At 47.8% G+C, this 22,114-nt stretch carries 7 protein-coding genes; 6 read left to right on the top strand and 1 reads right to left on the bottom strand.

Annotated features, from left to right (window positions below; genetic code table 11):
- Positions 1 to 440 precede the first annotated feature (440 nt).
- On the bottom strand, positions 441 to 12,704 hold the full coding sequence (locus tag ACXAGQ_RS20090; protein ID WP_475256251.1) for a tandem-95 repeat protein: 12,264 nt from the start codon (positions 12,702 to 12,704) through the stop codon (positions 441 to 443).
- 304 nt (positions 12,705 to 13,008) lie between these two features.
- Here ACXAGQ_RS20090 and ACXAGQ_RS20095 point away from each other — a divergent pair, with 304 nt between their 5' ends.
- The 6 genes from ACXAGQ_RS20095 (at position 13,009) to ACXAGQ_RS20120 (ending at position 22,107) form a co-directional block, all read left to right on the top strand.
- The gene (locus tag ACXAGQ_RS20095; protein WP_475256252.1) at positions 13,009 to 13,341 is read left to right on the top strand and encodes an Hpt domain-containing protein; all 333 of its coding nucleotides are present in this window, start codon (positions 13,009 to 13,011) and stop codon (positions 13,339 to 13,341) included.
- Positions 13,342 to 13,381: 40 nt separating this feature from the next.
- On the top strand, positions 13,382 to 14,719 hold the full coding sequence (locus tag ACXAGQ_RS20100; protein ID WP_475256254.1) for an HlyD family type I secretion periplasmic adaptor subunit: 1,338 nt from the start codon (positions 13,382 to 13,384) through the stop codon (positions 14,717 to 14,719).
- 6 nt (positions 14,720 to 14,725) lie between these two features.
- Entirely contained in the window at positions 14,726 to 16,981 is a 2,256-nt protein-coding gene (locus ACXAGQ_RS20105) for an ATP-binding response regulator (protein WP_475256256.1), read from the top strand.
- 76 nt (positions 16,982 to 17,057) lie between these two features.
- Complete coding sequence (locus ACXAGQ_RS20110; protein ID WP_475256258.1) at positions 17,058 to 18,350, top strand: TolC family protein; 1,293 nt, start codon at positions 17,058 to 17,060, stop codon at positions 18,348 to 18,350.
- An 11-nt stretch (positions 18,351 to 18,361) separates the two neighbouring features.
- Entirely contained in the window at positions 18,362 to 19,969 is a 1,608-nt protein-coding gene (locus ACXAGQ_RS20115) for an ATP-binding cassette domain-containing protein (protein WP_475256259.1), read from the top strand.
- Entirely contained in the window at positions 19,966 to 22,107 is a 2,142-nt protein-coding gene (locus ACXAGQ_RS20120) for an ATP-binding cassette domain-containing protein (protein ID WP_475256260.1), read from the top strand. The genes ACXAGQ_RS20115 and ACXAGQ_RS20120 overlap by 4 nt, the downstream gene beginning before the upstream one ends.
- The last annotated feature ends 7 nt before the right edge of the window (positions 22,108 to 22,114 follow it).

Genomic DNA, 22,114 nt, shown 5'->3' on the forward strand with positions numbered 1-22,114 from the left:
TTCTCATCAACCATTCTTATCATTGTTACTTAGCTGATGCGATTTTAATCATAATTAATTCTATATTTGTCACAAATAATGATATAAGTAAAAAATGAATGTTCTGCTACTCAGATAGCAACTAGATAAATTAAGTTATCGAATTATCAGAAATTGTTATTAATTTATTATCAAACTCATAATCACTATAAATAAAGCAATCAAATAATTATATTTCTAACTAATATTGTGAAATGCCAAATATGGCTTCATCATGCAAAAAATGCACAACAAAGCCAGTAATTGCTTGTAATCTTTTTATTAAATCTTTAAATCATTTCAAACTGTGTGTTTGTTTTAGTGTTCACCATTATTACCATCAAATAAAACAAGCCAGCAACATGGCTGGCTTGTTTAGTCTATAGCTCCAAGTAATATCAAGTTACCCGGTATAGGACAATTTATATATTCTCATCCATCACTGGCGAATCATCCTGCTGTGTTCCCGCAGCATCATTATCGAACGAGGAACTGTCATCCATAACATCAACGCCTTGATTGGTGTTGTCACCTTGGGTCCAATCCCCATTTTGCCCATTATCATCTAGCATAGCAGGTTGATTGGCGTTGATAGTTTGATTGTCTTGCATCGCATACGCATCGTCTACTTCTATCGTCACAGTTCCTGTCGCTCCATCAACAGCAGCCCCCATATCAGTCTGCCCCTCAAAAGCAATAGTTGCTTCACCTTCGAAGTCATCAGATAAGGTCATTGATACAGGCTTCGACAGATCCCCACTCACCGTGTATGAACCATCGTTATTGAGCAACGCGTTAGAGATGGTTGCACCATCAGGCAGGTCACTGATCTCAACTTGCAATACGTCTGGATCATTTGTCGCCTCATCTGGGATTTCGAGCTGAACAGTGTTACCCGGAGCTGCAGTAATATCACTGTCAGTCTCCACACCGTCTTGCTGGTTATCATCAGACTGTTCCAGTGTTGTGGCTTGGGTATCTACGTCCTGGCTATCCCCTTGCTGAGATTCAGCCACTTCAGGCTTGCTGACTGGGTCTTGATACTTATCGATATCTAGAGACAAATGATGAACGGCAGTTGTATCGCCATCAGATGACGTGACTTCCAGAGGCAGCTCACCAGTAAAGTCATCATCACTCCAGAACACCCACCACCCTTCTTCATCTTCAATGACCGTTCCTTGTTCGCCATGGTAATCAACCGCCGTAATTGTTGATTCTTCTCCTAAGTTCAGCGCGTCTAATAACATGCTTTGCGTGAGCTCCAACGAGCCCATTTCATCCATCATAAGGGCTGATGGTTCCGGCTCTGCCACCTCAACATTAAAGTGAGACTGAATAGAGCTATTGCCGTCAGTGGCAATAAAGGCAATTTGAGCTTGCCCTGCGAAGCCTTCAGCAGGGGTAAAGGTATATTGTCCTTCATTATTGGTCTCAAGTACCCCCTGTCCTCCTAGCACCTGGACAGATTCAATACTTAGTTGATCGTTCTCCGTATCTGATAATTGCCCTAACATATCCGCATCGGTGAAGCTTAGTTCATTACCCGAGCCAAGCTCAGTGGTGACAATATGATCCACTGTAGGCGCACTATTTACACTTACCTGAGCTCCAGCCTCCGTAACAGCAATACTACTTTGCACATCCACCAAGTTGCCGCCTTGATTCACCTGGTAGGCGAAATCGACTGACCCTGCTTCACCTTCTGCTGGCGTGAATGACCAAGTTCCATCACCATTATCAACCAGCTCGCCCTGAGAGCGATCTATCAGATGGACACCCTGAACCGAATCACCATCAGTTGTCTCCACCCCTTCAGCCATATCCAGCAAATCGTCCAACGTTAGCAGAAGTGTCTCCCCCTGCGCGGTATCGAAATCGGCATAAGCTTCCGTCGCCTCAGGCAGTGCATTCGATGGCTCATCTCCATAATCTGCCGTCGTCGCTGACACGGTAATAAAGAAACTACCGTTGAAATCATCTGGCGGAGTTAATGACAAGTCATCAAAGCTCCAAGTTGTGACATCGATAACCTGTCCAGGCTCTGTGATAGTAATCATGTTATCGCCATCAGAAACAACAAAGCCGACAGGGAAACCCGTGATCACCAAATGACTTAGCTGCTCGGAAGTATCGAGCATGTCGACATTTAGACCCAGCAGCCCGGTTGTGTCTTCATCAAACACCAAAGGCCCATCATGATCAGTGGTGATCACAGCCCCATCAGCGACCGGACGAATATACACCGGTACGTCCATTGCCGTTGTCGCCCCACTAGGATCACTGACTTCAACCTGCAACTCAGCCGTACCTGAATAATCATCCGCCGGCGTAAATGTCCAGCTGCCGTCTTCATTCTGTTCGACGTCACCCGCCTCTTCGCCTTCAACGGTAATCACTCTGGATATAACCAGTTCATCACCGTCAACATCACCGAACAGATCGAGCATATCTTCAGCTTTGAAGGTAAAGGCGCCATCTTCATACGTCGTCAGGTGCGCATTCCCACCATTGAAAGGCGCGTCATTAACTGGCACCACATCCACTTTCAGCGAACCATCCACCACGTCATCGCCATCTGAGATAGCGTAATCCAACTCAATCAAACCATTGAAATCGGGCGGCGTGATCAGATGATACATGCCATCCTGCTGTAGCTGCAGGTTGCCTGTCGGCGGCTGCTTCAACGACAGGCTTTCCAGTGACAATTTATCGCCATCGGCATCTGATGCTTGAGAAAGAATAAATGCCGGATCAATTTCCAATATTTGATCTTCATTGACATCGAAGGTTAGTGTCGGCGCCTGAGGAAGATCTTCCACGGGTTTAACATCGACCGATACGGTTGCGGTATCAAACGAACCATTGCCATCTGTAACGGTATAGGTGAATGATGCCGGCCCGTTGTAATCTGGATCCGGGGTAAAGACAACATTGCCGTCCTCATCCAGCTCTACCGTCCCGTGGGTATCATCTGTCGCTTCAACCGCTGTAATAGTGAGCACATCACCATCTGCATCGGTATCATTGGCAAGCAGATCTGAAGGGGCAATGACCAACTGGCCATCTTCTTCCACTTCTATTGCCCGGCTGGTAATACCTTGTTGGATATCCACCAATTGCTCGGTAACATCCATCGGCTCATCGGCTTTATTGTGGTTAAGATCCAAAGCAAGTGTGTTTGTATCTTCGGTTCCATCAGCCTGAATAGTCGTCATCTGAATTTCATCAGACATAGTGCGGGACACCGTCATGTTCTGAACGACATAAGTGCCTTTGCCACCCTCGGTACCCAAGGAAAAGCTATGCACTGGCACATCAGTAGTAAAGGCATACGTATCTTGTAATTCGCCTGATTCTCGGAAGCCGCCCTGGGCATCAATCAAATTACCGTCTGCATCATAGGCTTTGATTATCACCTCTGTGGCTTTACTACTCGTTTCATCAAAATAACCACCCAGGCCATCAAGCTGGAAGGTGATCTGGTTGACATCTTCCCCTTCAACGGTCACGGTAAGGATTTCATCATCGCTCAACCCATTACGACTGTCGTTTCCTATACCGGCTCCCATTGCCGTACCAGCACCATTCCACGCAGCCAAATCCCCCTTACTCACTTCAGTGGTAATGGTCACGCCATCTTCTTGATATACAGCCTTGTTGCCATCAACAGTGCCCCAGTCATCAACACTAGCTGTGCCATCAAATACTGTTGTCGAGGTGTCATTATCAAAGCTACCCACCATGATATCGCGGGTACCTGCCTGGACATCGTCAGTATCTGGGACAAACTGTACTTGGGCATCTGCGGGATACTCCTGACCGACAACCATGTCTTCCCACTCACCGTCAGCATTCATGCATTGGACCATGCCATGCTCTGGTGCTGCCTCCAGTCGAATTTGTGGTTCTTGGGCGGACATACGGCTGTCATCTGCAGCGATAACTTCATCGTTGACCGAATTAACCGTAAGATCCAAACCGGTTGCCACCGTTTCCTGACCATCCGTGACATCGAAGGTCAGATTCAGCTCACCGTTGAAGTTTTCATCCGGCGTAATGGTGAATGAACCATCTTCATTACGCTCTACTGTTCCATCAGCATCAAGCTGAAGGTTTTCAGCGGTCAACTTATCGCCATCGACATCTGACGCATTGGCCAACAGCTGCTCTTGGGACAGTGTAATGGTGCCATCTTCATCGATGGTATAAGCCAAATTCGCACTGACTTCAGGTCCATCATTAACGGCTGCGACCTGCAGTGTCGCTCCTGAAGCCACTTGGCTGCCTTCGCCATCGGTGACATCGAAGCTTATCGCCAAATCACCATTCACATCCTGATCTGGCGTCACCAGATAAGACTTATCGCCTGTCTCAGGATCAACCACGGTAGTAAAGGTGGCATTGGCAATATTAAGGTTAACTACCGACAGGTCATCACCATCGACATCGCTGGCATTGGCTAGCAATGCCGCTTCGGTGATCACTATCTGGGTATCTTCATCAGTATTGAATTGCAGCGGACTATTCGCATCGATAACTACGGCATCATTGACTGGCACGACATTGAAATCCAGCGTTGCTGTTGTCGAGGCCGTTTCAGGCGTGTCATTGTCCGCCGTCGCATCTTCGATTGCCGTCGCAGTGACTTTAAGGGATACCGGACCATGGAAGTTCTCGCCACCCTGGAAGGTCAACAGGCTCAAATCCCAATCGTTGATATCAACGCTGTTGTCATCGCCATCTGCGATGAACCTATTGTCACCGTCAGTCAGTACTGCACCATCGGGCAAACCATCGACCACCAGAGAAACCAGCGACTCCGAACCATCGGTATCACTCAGCGCGGCGTCGATATTGAGTGGTGTCGGTAAGTCTTCCGTCACCTCTTTCACGACGGTGATGGAGTCCAAAATGCCGCCTAGGCTGTTATCATCCGGCGAATCGAACTCGAGCTTAGGGTTATCCGTCGTCGTGGTAAACTGGTAACTGTGATGATTCCAGCCTATTTCATCCGGTGCCAGTGAATCGATCAACTGGCCTTCGAAGTAAATATCTACCTGCGAATCTTCACCTTCCCAGCCTTTTCGTGCCGACATATCAAATTCAAGTGTGACTACTTCGCCCGCTTTGACATCTAGGTTGGTGTAAAGATTGGATTCATCGCCGCGGTTGGCTTCAAGCTCAATAACACCGCCACGGTTATCGCCCACGCCGTAGACATAATCCTGGTGAATTTCGATATGGTTATTGGCATTGTCAGTATGCCAACCGGTCAGGGCTGTATCTTGCCCGAGCCCAAAATCTATCAGGCTCATATCAGTCAGCGACACGGTCAACGATGGCTCATCAGCCTCTGGCGTAATCGTCACCGGCGCGTTGAACACCGCATCGACCTTAGTATCGTTAACGGTGATTTTGAGCTCTGCATCACCGCTATAGTCAGCGTCAGGAGTGAAAGTCCATTCCCCAGTCTCGTCATCACGTGTTACCGTGCCATTGCCTTCAACGCTGATATCGGTAACGCTCAGCACATCGTTATCAACATCGGAAACATTCGCCAGCAGCGACGCTTCGGTCATGGTAATCGAACCATCTTCAGCAATGGTGTATGACGTCTCGGCGAAAACGGGGACATCATTGACCGCGGCGACATCTAGCGTTCCCGAAGCGGGAGTCACTGCGCCGTCATTGTCATCAACCTCAAAGGTAAAGGGCACTTCGCCATTGAAGTCATCTTTCGGGGTAAAGGTAAAGGTGCCGTCTTCGTTGTCCTTCAAGGCACCGTATTGTGGGTCAATCTGGAGGTTTATCGCCGTCAGGGTATCGCTATCCACATCAGTGGCATTTTGCAGCAACATGTCCTGAGTAAAGGTAATCGCTGTATCTTCGGTGCCGTCGATGCTGGTATCACCGACAACAGTAGCATCATTAACAGCAGTGACATCGACTGACACAGTAGCAGTATCAAACGAGCCGTTACCATCGGTGACGGTATATTCAAACGACGCCGGTCCGTTATAGTCAGGTGCAGGGGTAAAGACCACATTGCCGCTTTCATCCAGCTCCACGCTGCCGTGAGTATCGTCGGTGGCAGCCACTTCAGTAATAGTCAGCGTGTCACCATCGACATCAGTATCATTGGCAAGCAAATCGGAAGGGCTGATTACTAATTGGTCATCTTCTTCGACTTCAATGGCATTGCTATCTATTGAAGAAGGCGCTCCAAATGTTGCGATAGCTGGCCCTTCCCCACTTGGCAACGTACTGTCATCTTGGGCGACAACGGCATCATTGACAGGATCGACCGTCAACATCATCTGGGTAGGAGTAGTAAATTCACCGTCTGTAATCTCGAAAGACAGTGAGATATCTCCATGGAAGTCTTGCGGCGGCGTAATATCAAAACTGCCATTGCCGTTATCAACAATCACGACATCCGGGTGATTGGTCGTTACATTCTGGGCAACCAGCGCATCGCCGTCAGCATCTGAAGCATTCGCCAACAAATCATCCTGCGTGATGGTGATGGTAGTATCTTCATCTATCGATGCAGCGGCAGGGCCTGTTACCTCCGGGGCAAACTCCCTTGCATCAACGTGTATAGTCTGGGTTGTGGTTGCCTCATCATTGTTTGACCGTTCAATTGAGGTGGCCTCAACCACCAGATCAAACTCATCATTGAAGTCTTCAGGTAGTTGCAGCTGAATAGCCTCTTCGATGGCGACAGATGGCAGCACGATTGGCGTCTCACCGTCAGAAAGGATTTCACCACGGAAGATATTGCTGTTTTCTTCTCCCATATCAATGGTGAACATAAAGTCATCGTAATCGCAGTCTCCGCCTCCCAACCAGTCTTCTATCCCGTAGACTATCTGCCCATCATCATTAAGCGTGGTGTGGGTGTGTTGGAAATTATCCTGATTAAGGTTTTCGCTGCTACCGCCATGGAAAATAGCATCACCAAACTGGCTGCGAATAATCGTTTCGGAACCATCATCACCCACAAAGACCAATTGTGGATCCGTTGATGACATAGAGGCAGGATTACCTTCTTGGTCTCGGAACTCAAATACTCCCTCTCCCAAGCCATCAAAATCATTTTTATGAAAACCGTTAGGGATAACGAAAATATTAAAACTCTCGCCTTGTTCCAACTCGAAACTAAACGATGATTCTCCTGGTAACAAATCGCCACCGCCTCTGACCTGAGAGGCATTTTCGTAAACCAGATCGACATCCGAGATATTGCCTTCTTCATCGATGCGGTAATACCCAACCGAGTTTTTAAACCCAGCGCCTTCTCCTGCGAAAGTCACTGTCACTTCGGTATCTACATAGCTCGTTAAACCATTATCCTGGGCATCAAGTACCGCTTGGCCGTCATACTGAATAACCCCGCCTTCCGGCACGCCATCAATGGTCACACTGAGTGTTTCTGACAGGTCCTGATCCGTTAAGCTGGCAGCAATATTCAGCGTAATAGCGTCATCAGGATCTGTGTCTAATATATTGTTCTCAAGAACATTACCTTCCCCATCAGTCACACTAAGCTCAGGGGCGTCAGCGACCGCTTCTACTGAAATGGAACCCGAAGCAGGCGTCACCGCGCCATCATTGTCATCAACCTCAAAGGTAAAGGGCACTTCGCCATTGAAGTCATCTTTCGGGGTAAAGGTAAAGGTGCCATCTTCGTTGTCCTTCAAGGCACCGTATTGTGAGTCAATCTGGAGGTTTATCGCCGTCAGGGTATCGCTATCCACATCAGTGGCATTTTGCAGCAGCATGTCCTGAGTAAAGGTAATCGCTGTATCTTCAGTGCCGTCGATGCTGGTATCACCGGCAACGGCAGCATCATTAACAGCAGTGACATCGACTGACACTGTTGCGGTATCAAATGTGCCGTTACCATCGGTTACCGTATATTCAAACGACGCTGGACCGTTGTAGTCAGCATCAGGCGTAAACACTACATTGCCACTTTCATCTAACTCTACACTGCCGTGAGTATCGTCGGTGGCTGCCACTTCAGTAATGGTCAGCGTGTCACCATCGACATCAGTATCATTGGCAAGCAAATCGGAAGGGCTGATTACTAATTGGCCATCTTCTTCGACTTCAATCGGTGAAGGTTCATCCGCTACCGAGAAAGCACTAAAGGTTGCGATTCCAGGCGAATCGCCATCAGGCAAGCTTCTGTCATCTTCTGCCACAACCGCATCATTAACCGCGGCAACCTCTAAAGTGGCGCCGGAAGCCACTTGGCTGCCTTCACCGTCGGTGACATCAAAGCTTACCGCCAAATCACCATTCACATCTTGGTCTGGCGTGACTACGTAAGACTTATCGCCTGTCTCAGGATCAACCACGGTGGTAAACGAAGCATTGGCAATATTAAGGTTAACTACCGACAGATCATCACCGTCGACATCGCTAGCATTGGCCAATAAAGCAGCCTCGGTAATCACTAGGCTGGTGTCCTCATCGGTATTAAATTGCAGCGGGCTATTCGCATCGATAACCACTGCATCATTGACCGGCACAACATTGAAATCCAGCGTTGCTGTTGTCGAGGCTGTTTCGGGCGTGTCACTGTCCGCCGTCGCATCTTCGATTGCAGTCGCAGTAACCGTCAGGGATACCGGGCCATGGAAGTTCTCGCCTCCCTGGAAGGTCAACAGGCTCAAATCCCAGTCGTTGATATCAACGCTGTTGTCATCGCCATCTGCGGTGAACCTATTGTCACCGTCAGTCAGTATTGCGCCATCGGGCAAATCATCCACCACAAGAGAAGCAAGCGATTCCGAACCGTCGGTATCACTCAGCGCGGCGTCGATATTGACTGGTGTCGGTAAATCTTCCGTGACTTCTTTGACGACTGTAATCGAATCCAAAATACCGCCAAGGCTATTATCGTCCGGCGAATCGAACTCCAGCTTGGGATTATCCGTCGTCGCGGTAAACTGGTAGCTGTAATGGTTCCAGCCTATTTCATCCGGTGCCAGTGAATCGATCAACTGGCCTTCGAAGTAAATATCTACCTGCGAGTCTTCACCTTCCCAGCCTTTTCGTGCCGACATATCAAATTCAAGTGTGACTACTTCGCCCGCTTTGACATCTAGGTTGGTGTAAAGATTGGATTCATCGCCGCGGTTGGCTTCAAGCTCAATGACACCGCCACGGTTATCGCCCACGCCGTAGACATAATCCTGGTGGATTTCTATATGGTTATTGGCATTGTCGGTATGCCAACCGGTCAGGGCAGTCTCTTGCCCAAGCCCGAAATCTATCAGGCTCATGTCGGTCAACGATACGGTCAACGATGGCTCATCAGCCTCTGGCGTAATCGTCACCGGCGCGTTGAACACCGCATCGATCTTGGTATCGTTGACAGTGATTTTCAGCGTCGCATCGCCGCTATAGTCTGCATCAGGGGTGAAAGTCCAATCCCCGGTCTCGTCATCACGTGTAACCGTCCCATTGCCTTCAACACTGATATCGGTCACGCATAAATCATCATTATCAACATCAGTCACATTCGCCAGCAAAGAAGCCTCGGATATCGTAATCGAACCATCTTCAGCAATGGTGTATGACGTCTCGGCGAAAACGGGGACATCATTAACCGCAGCAACATCTAACATGCCCGAGGCAGGCGTCACCGCGCCATCATTGTCATCAACATCAAAGGTAAAGGGCACTTCGCCATTGAAGTCATCTTTCGGGGTAAAGGTGAAGGTGCCGTCTTGGTTGTCTGTCAACGCACCGTATTGTGGGTCAATCTGGAGGTTAATCGCCGTCAGGGTATCGCTATCCACATCAGTGGCATTTTGCAGCAACATGTCCTGCGTGAAAGTAATAGCAGTATCTTCTGTGCCGTCGATGCTGGTATCACCGACAACTGCTGCATCATTCTGTGGAGTCACATCAACCGATACCGTTGCGGTATCGAACGAGCCGTTACCATCGGTGACGGTATATTCAAACGACGCCGGCCCGTTGTAGTCGGCAGCCGGAGTAAACACCACATTGCCGCTTTCATCAAGCTCTACGCTGCCGTGAGTATCGTCGGTGGCTGCCACTTCAGTGATGGTCAGCGTGTCACCATCGGCATCGGTATCATTGCCCAGCAAATCTTGTGGGTTCAGTACCAATTGGCCATCTTCTTCGACTTCAATGGGTCTTGACTGAATATCACCATCGATTGCAATAAGCTGCTCGGTGATGTTTAGGCTCTCATCGGCAGTATTATGATTCAGGGCAAGCTGCAATGTATTGGTAACTTCGCTACCATCCGCCTGAATCGTGGTGACTTGCAGCTCTTCAGGCACAGTCCGGGAAATCGTCATGTTTTGCACAACGTAAGTTCCATCACTTCCCGTAGTACCAAGGGTAAAGTGGTGGACGGGAGTATCTGTAGTGAATACGTAGGTATCCTGGTACTCCCCAGAGTCTCGGTAACCACCTTGAGAATCAATCAAGTTACCTTGCCCATCATAGGCTTTAATGATCACTTCTGTTGCATGGCTAGAATTTTCGTCAAAATAGCTGCCCAACCCATCAAGCTGGAAGGTGATCTGATTAACTTCCTCACCTTCTATAGTCACTGTCAGCATTTCATTCGTATCGAGCCCTTCACGGCTTTCATTACCAATACCCGCACCGACATGGCTACCAGATCCATTCCAAGCGGCAAGCTGGCCGGTGTTGACCTGGGTAGTAACAGTGACACCGTCTTCCTGATAAACTGCGGTATCACCATCAACTGTACCCCAATCCTCAACCCGAGCTGTCCCGTCAAAAGTCGTGGTTGATGTATCACCATCAAAACTACCAACTTGAATATCGCGGGTTCCGCCCTGTATATCTTCGGTATCTGGCACAAATTGCATTTGAGTGTCAGCCGGGTATTCCTGGCCGACCTGCATGTCGACCCACTCACCTTCCGAGTCCAGATATTGAACCGAGCCATATTCCGGCTCCGCATCAAGGCGGATCTGCGGCTCAAGGCCATTTAGGCGATCATCGTCAGCGGCAACCACTTCATCGTTAACCGATTGAACATCAACCGTTACAGTTGCGGTATCAAACGTGCCGTTACCATCCGTTACTGTGTATTCAAAAGCCGCCGAGCCATGGTAGTTAGGCTCAGGAATAAAGACGACATTGCCGCTTTCGTCTAACTCCACGGTACCGTGGGTATCAGCAGTGGCTGTTACTTCGGTGATGGTCAGCGTGTCGCCATCAACGTCAGTATCATTTGCCAGCAGGTCTTCAGGCCGTAAAACCAGTTGACCATCTTCATCAACATGTATTTCCGGGTTCTGCTGAGCTGTGGCTGGTGAAGCAGAGAATGTACTAAAAGTAGAGATAGTTGGGTTACTGGCACCATCATCCGAGGCAATAACGGCATCATTGACCGCTTCCACCTGCAATGTAGCACTCGATGGCACTTCGCTGCCTTGACCATCTGAGACATCGAAAGTGATCGCCAAATCGCCGTTAACGTCTTGGTTTGGCGTTATCAAAAAAGACTTATCCCCTGTTTCCGGGTCAACTTGCGTCGTAAACGTTGCATTAGAGATATTCAGATTAAATACCGACAGATCATCGCCATCAACATCACTGGCATTGGCAAGCAGCTGTTCCTCAGTAATAACAATTTGATTGTCTTCTTGGGTATCGAACGCAAGCGGCGAGCTGGTATCAATATCAACTTCATCATTCACAGCGGCTACGTTTAACAACGCAGAAGAAGCGACTTCGCTCCCTTGGCCATCCGTGACATCGAAGCTGATTGCTAACTCTCCATTGATATTATCATCAGGGTAAATCACAAAGGAGCGTTCACCGGTTTCAGGATCAACCTGGGTTTCAAAGGAGGCATTGGCAATAGACAGGTTAAGAACACTGAGATCATCACCATCGATATCGCTTGCATTGATAAGTAGTTGCGCTTCGGTAATAACGATCCGGCCATCTTCATTGGCTTCAAACGCTAGCTGCTCTTGGGAGTCAATGACAACTTCATCATTGACATTATTCACTTGAATCTCAAAAGTCTCAGAAACAGTCTCGGTATCAAAGTCGCCATCAACAACCATCTCTTTAGTGGTTGCATCGGCAACATCTACCTGAAAGGTTTCACTGGTTGTTTCGGTATCAAAGGGAGTCTGACCACCGCCTTGGCCTGATACGCCTCCACCGCTACTACCACTTCCACCCGAGCCTTGGGCTTGCTCTTGACCGTTTTGTTCAGCTCTTCCTTGTCCTTCATCCTGCCGAGGGGAAGCACTTCGTTGTGCCCCACCTCCCACCGCTTGTGGCGCACCTCCGCCATCAACCCCGCCGCCTTCTTGTTGCTCAGGCTCTGCTGATTGTTCATCACCATTACCAGCTGATTGCCCTTGGCTCTGTTCACCGCTTTCTGAATCCGAACCTTCTACTACGGGCTGCCCGCCTGCATCTTCTCCGTTATCAGCACCAGGCTGATTAGAAGGGCTGTTGACTTGATCATTTTGCTCGGCAGCATCAGCACCCGTGGCCGTTGTCGAAGCCATGGTATTTTGTTGGTTTTGCCTATCCTGCGCACGGTGCTCATCGGTATTGCTATCGGGTGTCGCATTATGCTCAACCGCATTGTTGAGTGGATTTTGTTGGTCTTGATTTTGATTGTCCTGAGCCATGGAGTGCCTCCGTGCAATTGCCTGCCATTCTGTACAATTAAGAGTTTTCTAACTTTATGGATAGATTCAAATAAGGAGAAATGACAACTGGATACCCAGTAATTTAAAACAAAATCAAAAAATATAGATATAACGCACACTTAATTTGAATTTCATGTTTTTTCATGATGAGATATTGATCAATAAATCAAATATTAGCTAGCAACTTCGCCTTGTATTCCTGCATGGGCTAGACCATACATAATGGATAGCAAACTATTTTTTATCAGTGACTTGGAAAGAAAAACGATTTAGGGACAAAGAGATGATTGATTACAACGCGTTTACCGAAGCCATGGATGGCGATGAAGATATGATGTCTATGATCCTTGACCTATACAGTGCAGAACATGGTGAGGATATCGAGCTGATCACAAGATTATATGCTAGCAACAATATTGAGGGCTTATACCAAGCTGCACACTCTTTAAAAGGCGTGTTGCTGACATTGTGCGAAGACAATGCTTCTAAACAACTCGAAACCATTGAGCAGCTCTGTAAACAGGGGCAATTACCTGCCAAGAACCTTATTGATGACATGCTGGCTGAAGTCGCCAATGTCAACACGCAAATTGAGTCGCTGCCTCTGGCAAATTAACTCTAGATTAGAATAGGCATTGCTTCAGGGAGTCGATGCAATGGGAATAGAAAAGCACATCAAGCATGCGCTTGTGGAAGCAAAATACAGCCAAGAGCAAGATAGCGACGATAGTGTATATATCCAAAGTGCTATGACAACGGTACACAAATCGTTGCTGTTGCTGTTTATCGTGGTACTGCTGCTTATCGTTCTTGCCGCACAGGCAAGAATAGATATTGTTGTTTCCTCAAGGGGTGAAATCCTACTCGATTCGGATATCGAACGGGTACAACATCTTGAAGGTGGGATCCTTGATGCCATGCTGGTTAAGACTGGGGATTACGTTTTTGCGGGTCAGCCCATTGCCCGCTTGCGCTCGGTAGATAGAAATACCCAGCTAGATTCAGCAACGCTCGATATCGCCAGCCTTGAGATGGATATTCTTCGCTATGTTTCCCTGATCAATCATACCAAGCCAGATTTCACTGCTTATTCCACCTTCCCCCAACTAATCGCTCAATACACTGAGTCCTGGCAAAAAGAAGCGCAGAAGAATAACTCCAACCAAGCGCTTATTGCATTGGATATCGAACACAAGCAGAAGCTTATCAACTCGATGCAAAAGCGCATTGCCAGCTCGCGCAAGCAATTTGGCTTGATCCAAAAGCAGCTGACAATTAAAGAAACCCTCTATAAAGAAGAAATGGCTTCTTACATCGATGTGCTCAACATGCAAGTACAAGAAGCCAATATGGTGAGGGAAATTGAAAACCTGACCGAAGCAGTCATGAATGAGAAATTCCAGTTCGCCCGGTTAGAGAAACAATTAAAAGACACCATTGCTAACCGTAATGCGGGTTACCAAGCGCAAATTAACCAGCTTGAAAAAGATCTCTCGCTAAAAAAAGCCCAGCTGCCCCAACATACCGACAAAGTTGAACGCCTGACGGTGTATTCACCTATCGACGGTATTGTTGACAAGATCCACTTCAATTTTAAATCGGCGGTGATCCCTGCCAATGAGAGCATTGCAGATATCTCGCCGATTCATAATACGCTGCACGGCGAAGCGAAAATCGCCAAGAAAGACTTGGGGTTTGTTGAGGTCGGCCAAGAAGTCAAACTCAAGTTCGACACCTACAACTTTGCCAAGTATGGCTTTATCAGCGGCACTATCGACTCGATCAGCCGTTCATCATACCAAGAAGAAGAAAACGAATTTTATGTTGCCAAGATTGCAATCGAAAAGGACTTTCTGGAAAACGGCGGGGCAACCTACACCCTCTCGCCCTATATGGAATTTACTGCCGACATAAAAACTGGCTCCCGCTACGCCATTGATTACGCCCTGAAACCCGTGGTCAGTGCCATGGAAGATGCATTTGACGAGAGGTAACCAGCAGTGAAATTGTCAAGAAAAGCGCTTATTCGGTTTATTGTCATCTCCATGGCCATTGGTATTACCTGTCAAATGGTTATTGGCCTGCAATGGCATAGCCAAACAACGGAATATAATCAGGCGTTAAGTTCCGAGCTAGTTAATAACAGCCACCAATTAAATCACACCGCTCAAGGACTCATAAATTCGCTAAACAGTTGCCGAACCGCAGAGTGTCCGGCAGGAACAGTAATTAACAAACAAGTTAATACGTTACAACAAGACATCGAGCGCTTTAAACATGCCGCATCGATGGAAAAAACCACGATCAGCCTGGTGGGCAATACCCTCTACCCTCAGCTGGAACTGGCGCTTGTCAGATTTAATACTGACAGTGACCACCAGCAATTGTTACAGGCGATGTTGCAGTTATTGCCCCAACTTCAGGCTGCGCAACAAAATTTAGCGGCCGCCATTAATATTGATTTTCAGCAAAACCAACAAACTCTGTTCTACCGTGCACTTGTGGTATTTCTGATTTTCGGTCTGATCTCATCCGCCCTATTATTACTTCTGGTGGCAGCTTCCAAGCAAAAGGGACGTCAGTCGCAACATACCCAATCAGATGTCAATGAGCTTGCCAACCAACTAGAAAGTATCTCGGCCAATGAGATCACTGATATCTTAAATGACATCAGTACTCCTCCAGCACAGCGGCGTATTTTTGCCAACCTCTCGACCATGTACCAAGATGTCGAACAGCAAAAGCGCAATGCCGACTTATACCGCCAGCTTTATGCATTGATCGGTTACGAGATCCGCGGCATGACCAATACCATCCAAGGTGGTGTGCGCCTCATCGCCCAAGAAGCTGGGGAAAATGGTGCGGTTCTGGCGAGAGACATCACTTTAGCGACCAATACGCTTTCTGAATTAGCAGATAACTATAACCGTTTGATTTCAGGTGGTAATACCGCCGCGGCAGGGAATGTTACCTTCCTTCCGTTAATGTCTGAGCTATTGGTTCACCTAAGCGCAAAAACCCAGCACTCCCAACGCCACTTGGAATGTCATTTGGGCAGCAACTTACCGGGCGAAATTGAAGGTAACCCGACGAGTTTATTCTGGGTGCTGTTTTTACAGCTATCGAATGCTATTTCTGCCCAGAATGAACCTCATATTTTATTTCACATTCGCACCGAATCGGCTGACGAGGTAGAGCAATCTCGAATCATCTTCGAGATTGTCTTTTTACCTAGCAATTCGCTCAACTTGCTAGATATCCAAAATGCCCACTGGCAGGTACTTGAAGAAAAAAGCGGCATTAATGATGAGTGGTCAAAAGCAATCCTCTCCAAGGTCACCCGCTTTGAATCGACGTGGCTGAAATCAGAGATTACCCTGAAGGACAGCGATCAGCAGTCACAACAAGCCAATATGCAGAAGCTCCGGATTGGTATTGATATTACCCCTAAAAGCTTCCATCAAGCTGAGCGCTCTATTGAGAACAAACACTTGATGATTTGCACAGACTCCCAGCTACAAATCGACATTATGTCGAAGATGCTGGCGCGCTATGGTGCAACGGTTGAGATCATCCGCTCTGCCAACGATATCTTTAAGTCGCTCAAGCGGATCAATGACTTCGACGGCATCATCATTACCGATACGATCAAAGGCATCCAGCTCAAATCGTTTTGTAAAACACTGCATTCTAGGCTGAAAAAGAGCAATAAAACCAAGCTCTTCTTGGCTGCATCTGAATCCAGTACGGTACAAGATACCCATGAGTTCGTTGACCGGGTTTTCTTTACCCCTTTCATTCCCCATGAACTGGTACCAAACCTCACAGAAGCCATGCAGGCAATGGAAGAAGCCGACGAGCAAACACAAAATGCCTTCCTGATTGTCGAGGACGACAAGGTACAGCAGTTCTTGCTGAAAAAGCTGCTTAGCAAGCAAGGTTATGACGCCCATACCGTTAGCGACGGGGCGCAAGCTGTTGAGTACATGAAAGAACACGGTGCCGACATCGTTTTCATGGACTGTATTATGCCGGGCATGGGCGGTATCGAAGCCACCAAACTTATTCGCCAACGAGAGCAAGACTTGGACGTCTATCACCCCGCCACCATTATTGGCGCAACCGCACTCACCAGTGCCAGTGAACATAAGTCATGTATTGAAGCAGGGATGGACTATGTCATCAGTAAGCCGTACAAAAATGATGAAATTATCAAAGTTATTAAAAAATACATGGCCATCAAGAAGATCTGCTAATTCTCTTGTAGCAGTTTGTATCTCTGCCTTGCTTGGGTTGCCGGTACAAGCTGCTGATCTACTCAATGTGGTTGACGTGGCTTTGCAACGGAACTTATCGCTCAGTAGTGCCGAAACCAATTTGGCCGCTACTGAGTATGAACTTGATATCAACCGGGGTAATTTCTTGCCATCGTTGAATGTGTCGGCCAATACCAACTGGAATGATGGGACAACGCACAAGTACAGTAGCTCAAATGCCAGAAACAGCTATAACAACCATGGCGTCAATGTCACCCTGACCCAAAGTTTGTTTGACCTTGGAGATATCTATTCTCACGGCAGCACGCAAACCGATATCGATATCGAGACGTTAAGGACCGAGCAAACCCGGCAACAAATTATCAGGGAAGCTGCTACGGCCTACTTTGAGTACCTGAAAAATCAAGCCCAAATAAGGGCAACCCAAGCAGAATTAGACTCATCAGAAGCCAGACTGACTCTGATCAGCCGCAATATTGAACTGGGAAATGTTGCCGGTACCGAACGCTATGAAGTGCTCGCGCAGAAAGAGCGTACTGCAGATAGCCTACGTACTCTGAGGAAAGATCAACGTATCATTCTCAATGAACTGGCCAATATTGTTCAGCAGCCGCTCAAGCCCGATTTCGATCTGAAATCTAGCATCCAGTTTGAGGCTATCCCTTCTACCCGCCAGTACGAGCTCAATAACATCATGTACATGTCAGATCTTAGCTTGCTCATAGCAAAACAAGAGGTCAATAAAAGCCGGCAAGTGTTAAGGGAAACGGGCTCCACTTTCGTTCCTTCTCTCAAAGGCAGTATTGGATACACCTATGACAATACCAACGACGCATCGGCTAAGATCTATCCGGACAAAGGGGTAACCGAAGAAACAGTTTATACCCTGACTCTGGATGTACCGATCTTAAACGGCGGGCGTGATTATTATCGCTACCAGCAAAATAAAGTCGACATAGACAGAACAGAAATCGACCTACAGAACAGCAAGAATGTCAGCCAGCAGCAGTTTGATGAGTTCATTTACAACATCAATGATTTTTCGGCATCGCTAACCAGCCTCACCACCATTATCCAGGCGAACTACGCCTCATATATCGGTATTCAAAAAGCGCACAAACTCGGTACCCGTACCATTACTGACCTGCTTTCAGCCGAAAGCAAGTTGTACGGGAGTATTCGAGATTATGAAAGTGCCCGCTACGACTATGTCATCAATCTTATTCAACTTAACGAACGGATCGGCAACCTCAATATGGCTACAGTCGGTAAAATTGCCGAACAGATGTCGCCTATGGATGACAACAGCTCGCAATCCCCTATTCCGCTCCACCTGATGGTTCAATGACGGAGTCAGCAATGAAAAGCCAACCTTTTACCCGAAAAATAAGCCCGTTGGACAAGCTGTACTTGCTGTTCTCGACGTTAATGACCACCCTGCTCGGTTTGGTGCTACCTTTTTCTATTCTGATCATTTTTGACCGTATTCTGCCAAACCAGTCAACCAACTCCTTGATGCTGCTTTTTGCCATTATTCTGCTGGCTATCTTCCTCGATTACCAACTCAAGCGGCAGGAAGAAAATTTGGTATCAGTGATCATGAAGCGCTTTGAAAGCCAGTTGACCAACAGAGTCTTCCTCGCCGTCTGCGCAGCCAATATTGAGCGATTCAACCGGTTGGAGATGGGGGAATACCTAGAGCGGATTGCAACCATAGGGGATATCAAACAGTTTTTCGGCGGTGAAACCATCAAGGCGGTGATCAATGCGGGTACCAGTGTCATCACAGTGTTGATTATTTTGCTGATTAACGTGTGGGCTGGGTTGGCGCTGATCACCGCTTCCATCGCCTTACTGTACGCTGCACGCCAGCTGTCCAAACGGCGGGTTGAAGTGCTTTCCCAGCGTTCTGATATCGAAGGGATGACCAATTCAAAAATTATCGAAATTGTCTCTAACCCTCTGGATATCAAGAGCCGCACCATGGAGTACCGTATAGAAAGTATCATGGTCGAAATGATAGGTGAGCGTGAAGAGCAGAGTATTGCCTATGAGCGTTTGGAGTCTTCATTCAATCTGACTTTGAACCTCATCCAGCAACTCTCCGTGGCTATTGTTGTCGTTCTTTGCGCACTTGCGGTGATCAACTTGGAAATCAGCCAAGGGGTAATGGCAGCCGTTATCTTGCTGACAAACCGCTATTTCGCCCCCTACCAACAGGTGATGCGGGCTCTGAGCCGCTGGAGGACGAACCAGCTCAATGTTCAGCGCATTGCGGAAATCTTGGAGCTAGAGTCTATCCAGCACAGTGCTGAGGATCATGAACCGGTTACCACCTTGTTAGTCTCCCCTGTAGATAACGGTACTGAGCCGGGCATACCGACGATGTCTTTATCTAAAGGTCAAATACACCTGCTCACTGGCGCCAGTGGCAGCGGGAAAAGCCACCTTCTTCGATGCTTAACCCGGGATAGCCATGACGATAGTCTCGTGGTAACGCTTGGCGACAAAAACATTAGCGAGATTGACTATAGCCAATGGCGGAATAATGTCATCAAAGTGGATAAAAACGCCTCGCTCGTTGAGGGAACCATCATAGATAATCTGACCTGCTTTCAGCCGCACCTTAACAGCGCTGCGTTTTCCCTATGTGAAAACCTGGCGATCAAACAAAAGATCGATGGCCTCAAAAACGGTTTTTACACCAAAATATCCAGCCACAGCCAGCTGCCATTTTCGCGCCAGGTACTCTTTGCATTGCTCATTGTCAGGGCTCTGCTCAGCAACAAACGCGTATTGCTGATTGATGATATCGACATGGTTTACAACGAAGAGTTTGGCCGCTTGCTGTTAGCTTGCATTACCCCAAAAACGAATAATTTCATCTGTGTTATAGCGAGCAACAAACTGGGACATTCAGATCCTCGCTTGGTTAGTCATAAACTTGTTTCAAGGATCGTCGCATGAGTGTACTAATCGATTTCAGCAATACTGACGAGCGGCTAGGCGACTTTGGCTCTGCCAAGTTCAAGCAGCGTTACAAAACCTCTCCGACGCTATTGGGGCTCGCCTATACCCTTGTCACTTTGCAGTGGGAAGGGACGCCGGAGATCCTCAGTGATGCCTTTGTCCCCAAAGCCCGTGATGTAGACAGTTTTGCCAGTACTTTAAGGCGCTTAGACTACGAATGCCAGGTACGGCAACTCGCCAGCATGGCGCAGCTTACAGAGGTCTCAACTCCCGCATTTGTCCAGTTTGACAATGTCTGTACTATTTTTCTTGGCATCGAAAACGGCCAAGCGAAGCTGTTCGACTATCGCAACAACGTCCTCATTGAACACCCGCTAACCACTGATAGCTGCACAGTCTGTGAAATTTCAAGCTACTCAAAGATTTTCCGTGAACCACCGCCTGAATCGCAAGACAAATCCAACTGGATTAAATACGCGTTCTACCGGTACAACAATGAAATCAAAAGCCTGTTGCTGCTGAGTCTGATCATCAACGTATTAGGCGCGATGCAACCTTTCTTTATCATGGGGGTTTATAGCTTTGCCCTCAGTTCAGGTTCACAGACAACCCTGTTTTGGCTAACCGGGCTTGCGGTTTTTCTCGCCTTATCCGAGTACGCTTTCAAGCGAATGCGAATGAATATTTTGGCCACTTCGGGGAAAGATCTCGCAACCCACATTTCGCAAAACGTTATCAGCAAATTGCTGTGGCTCCCCTATTCGATGACATCATCGGCAGGCGTCTCTTCGCAATTAGCAAGGCTGAAAGATATTGACCAGTTCCGAAAGCTGGTAACGGCAGAATCATCTCTCAGTTACTTCGATATGCCCTTTGTGATCATCTTTATCATGGCGATCACCATCATATCCGGCTCTGCGGCACTCACCGTCTTGGCGGGAATTGCTCTTATGCTGTTCTTCTGCGTCTACGCCCGCTATATCTACAACCAGGTAACGTCCAGAAGCTCCCGAGCCAACGCCATGGTGTCCTACCAATGGAATGAGCTGCTAAGAAATATCGGCAGCCTCCAAGGACTCCCTTTGATCAGAGTGATCCGCTCCCGCTTCCAAGCTGCTCACGGCCAAAGCCTAGACGATGCCAAAGGCGTATCCGTAACGAATGGTAAAATCCAAGCGATGGGACAAGGATTAATCCAAGCGATTGGTACTGCCAGTATTGTGACTGCCGTTTTTGGTGTGATGGCCGGCGAAACAGACGCCGGTGCCATGCTAGCTATCATTATTTTGGTATGGAAGGCACTTGGGCCGATCATGGGGATCTACAACTCGCTCACCAAGTTCAAAACCATCAAGTCAGCCAGTGCTCAAATCAATGCGCTGATGTCACTCAATGATGACCGCCATTCACTAGAAAGTAGCCCGCCTATCCGCCAGTTCAAAGGCAACATCGCCATTTCCGGGCTCACACACCGTTATCAGGGAGCGGCAACAGGGTTAACAAACCTTGCATTCAACGTTCAGCCTGGCGATAAAATCTCCATTTCCGGTGGCTCGGGGTCAGGGAAAACGACCTTGCTCAGCATTGTGGCCGGCCTCGAAGATCGGTATCAGGGAAACGTTTTGCTCGATGGCTACAACATCAAACAGTTCAACAACTTTCGTTATAGAAAAGCCATCAACTACATACCCTTTGAGCTGCATATCTTTGATGGCACCCTGGAATCGAACTTCATCATTCATGATGGCGTCATTTCAACCGAGCAAATGGAAGAAACTATTGAGTTTTTCAACCTAGGCCCTTGGCTGCCCAACGGGCTTCAAACCCAGATGTCGACAGAGTTTGTCCAGCAACTTCCTAATGGCGTGCAACAACTGATAAGAATGGCACTTGGACTCGGCAGTTGCGATCAAGGCATCATCATCATTGATGAGCCCTTCGTTGGCAGTGAAAAGGAATACACCAAGTACATCAACAAGCTGTTTACCGAGAAGCTTGCCCAGGCCACGGTGATCTACACCACCAATGATAAAGCCTATATTGCCGCTTCCACCAGCTGCCTATTGCTCGACAACGACGGGGCGCAGAAATACTTTGGCTTTCCTGACAAGGTTATTCAGACGATGAAGGGGTAACGAAGCA

This window comes from Photobacterium sp. ABD4_091 (genome assembly GCF_056160145.1).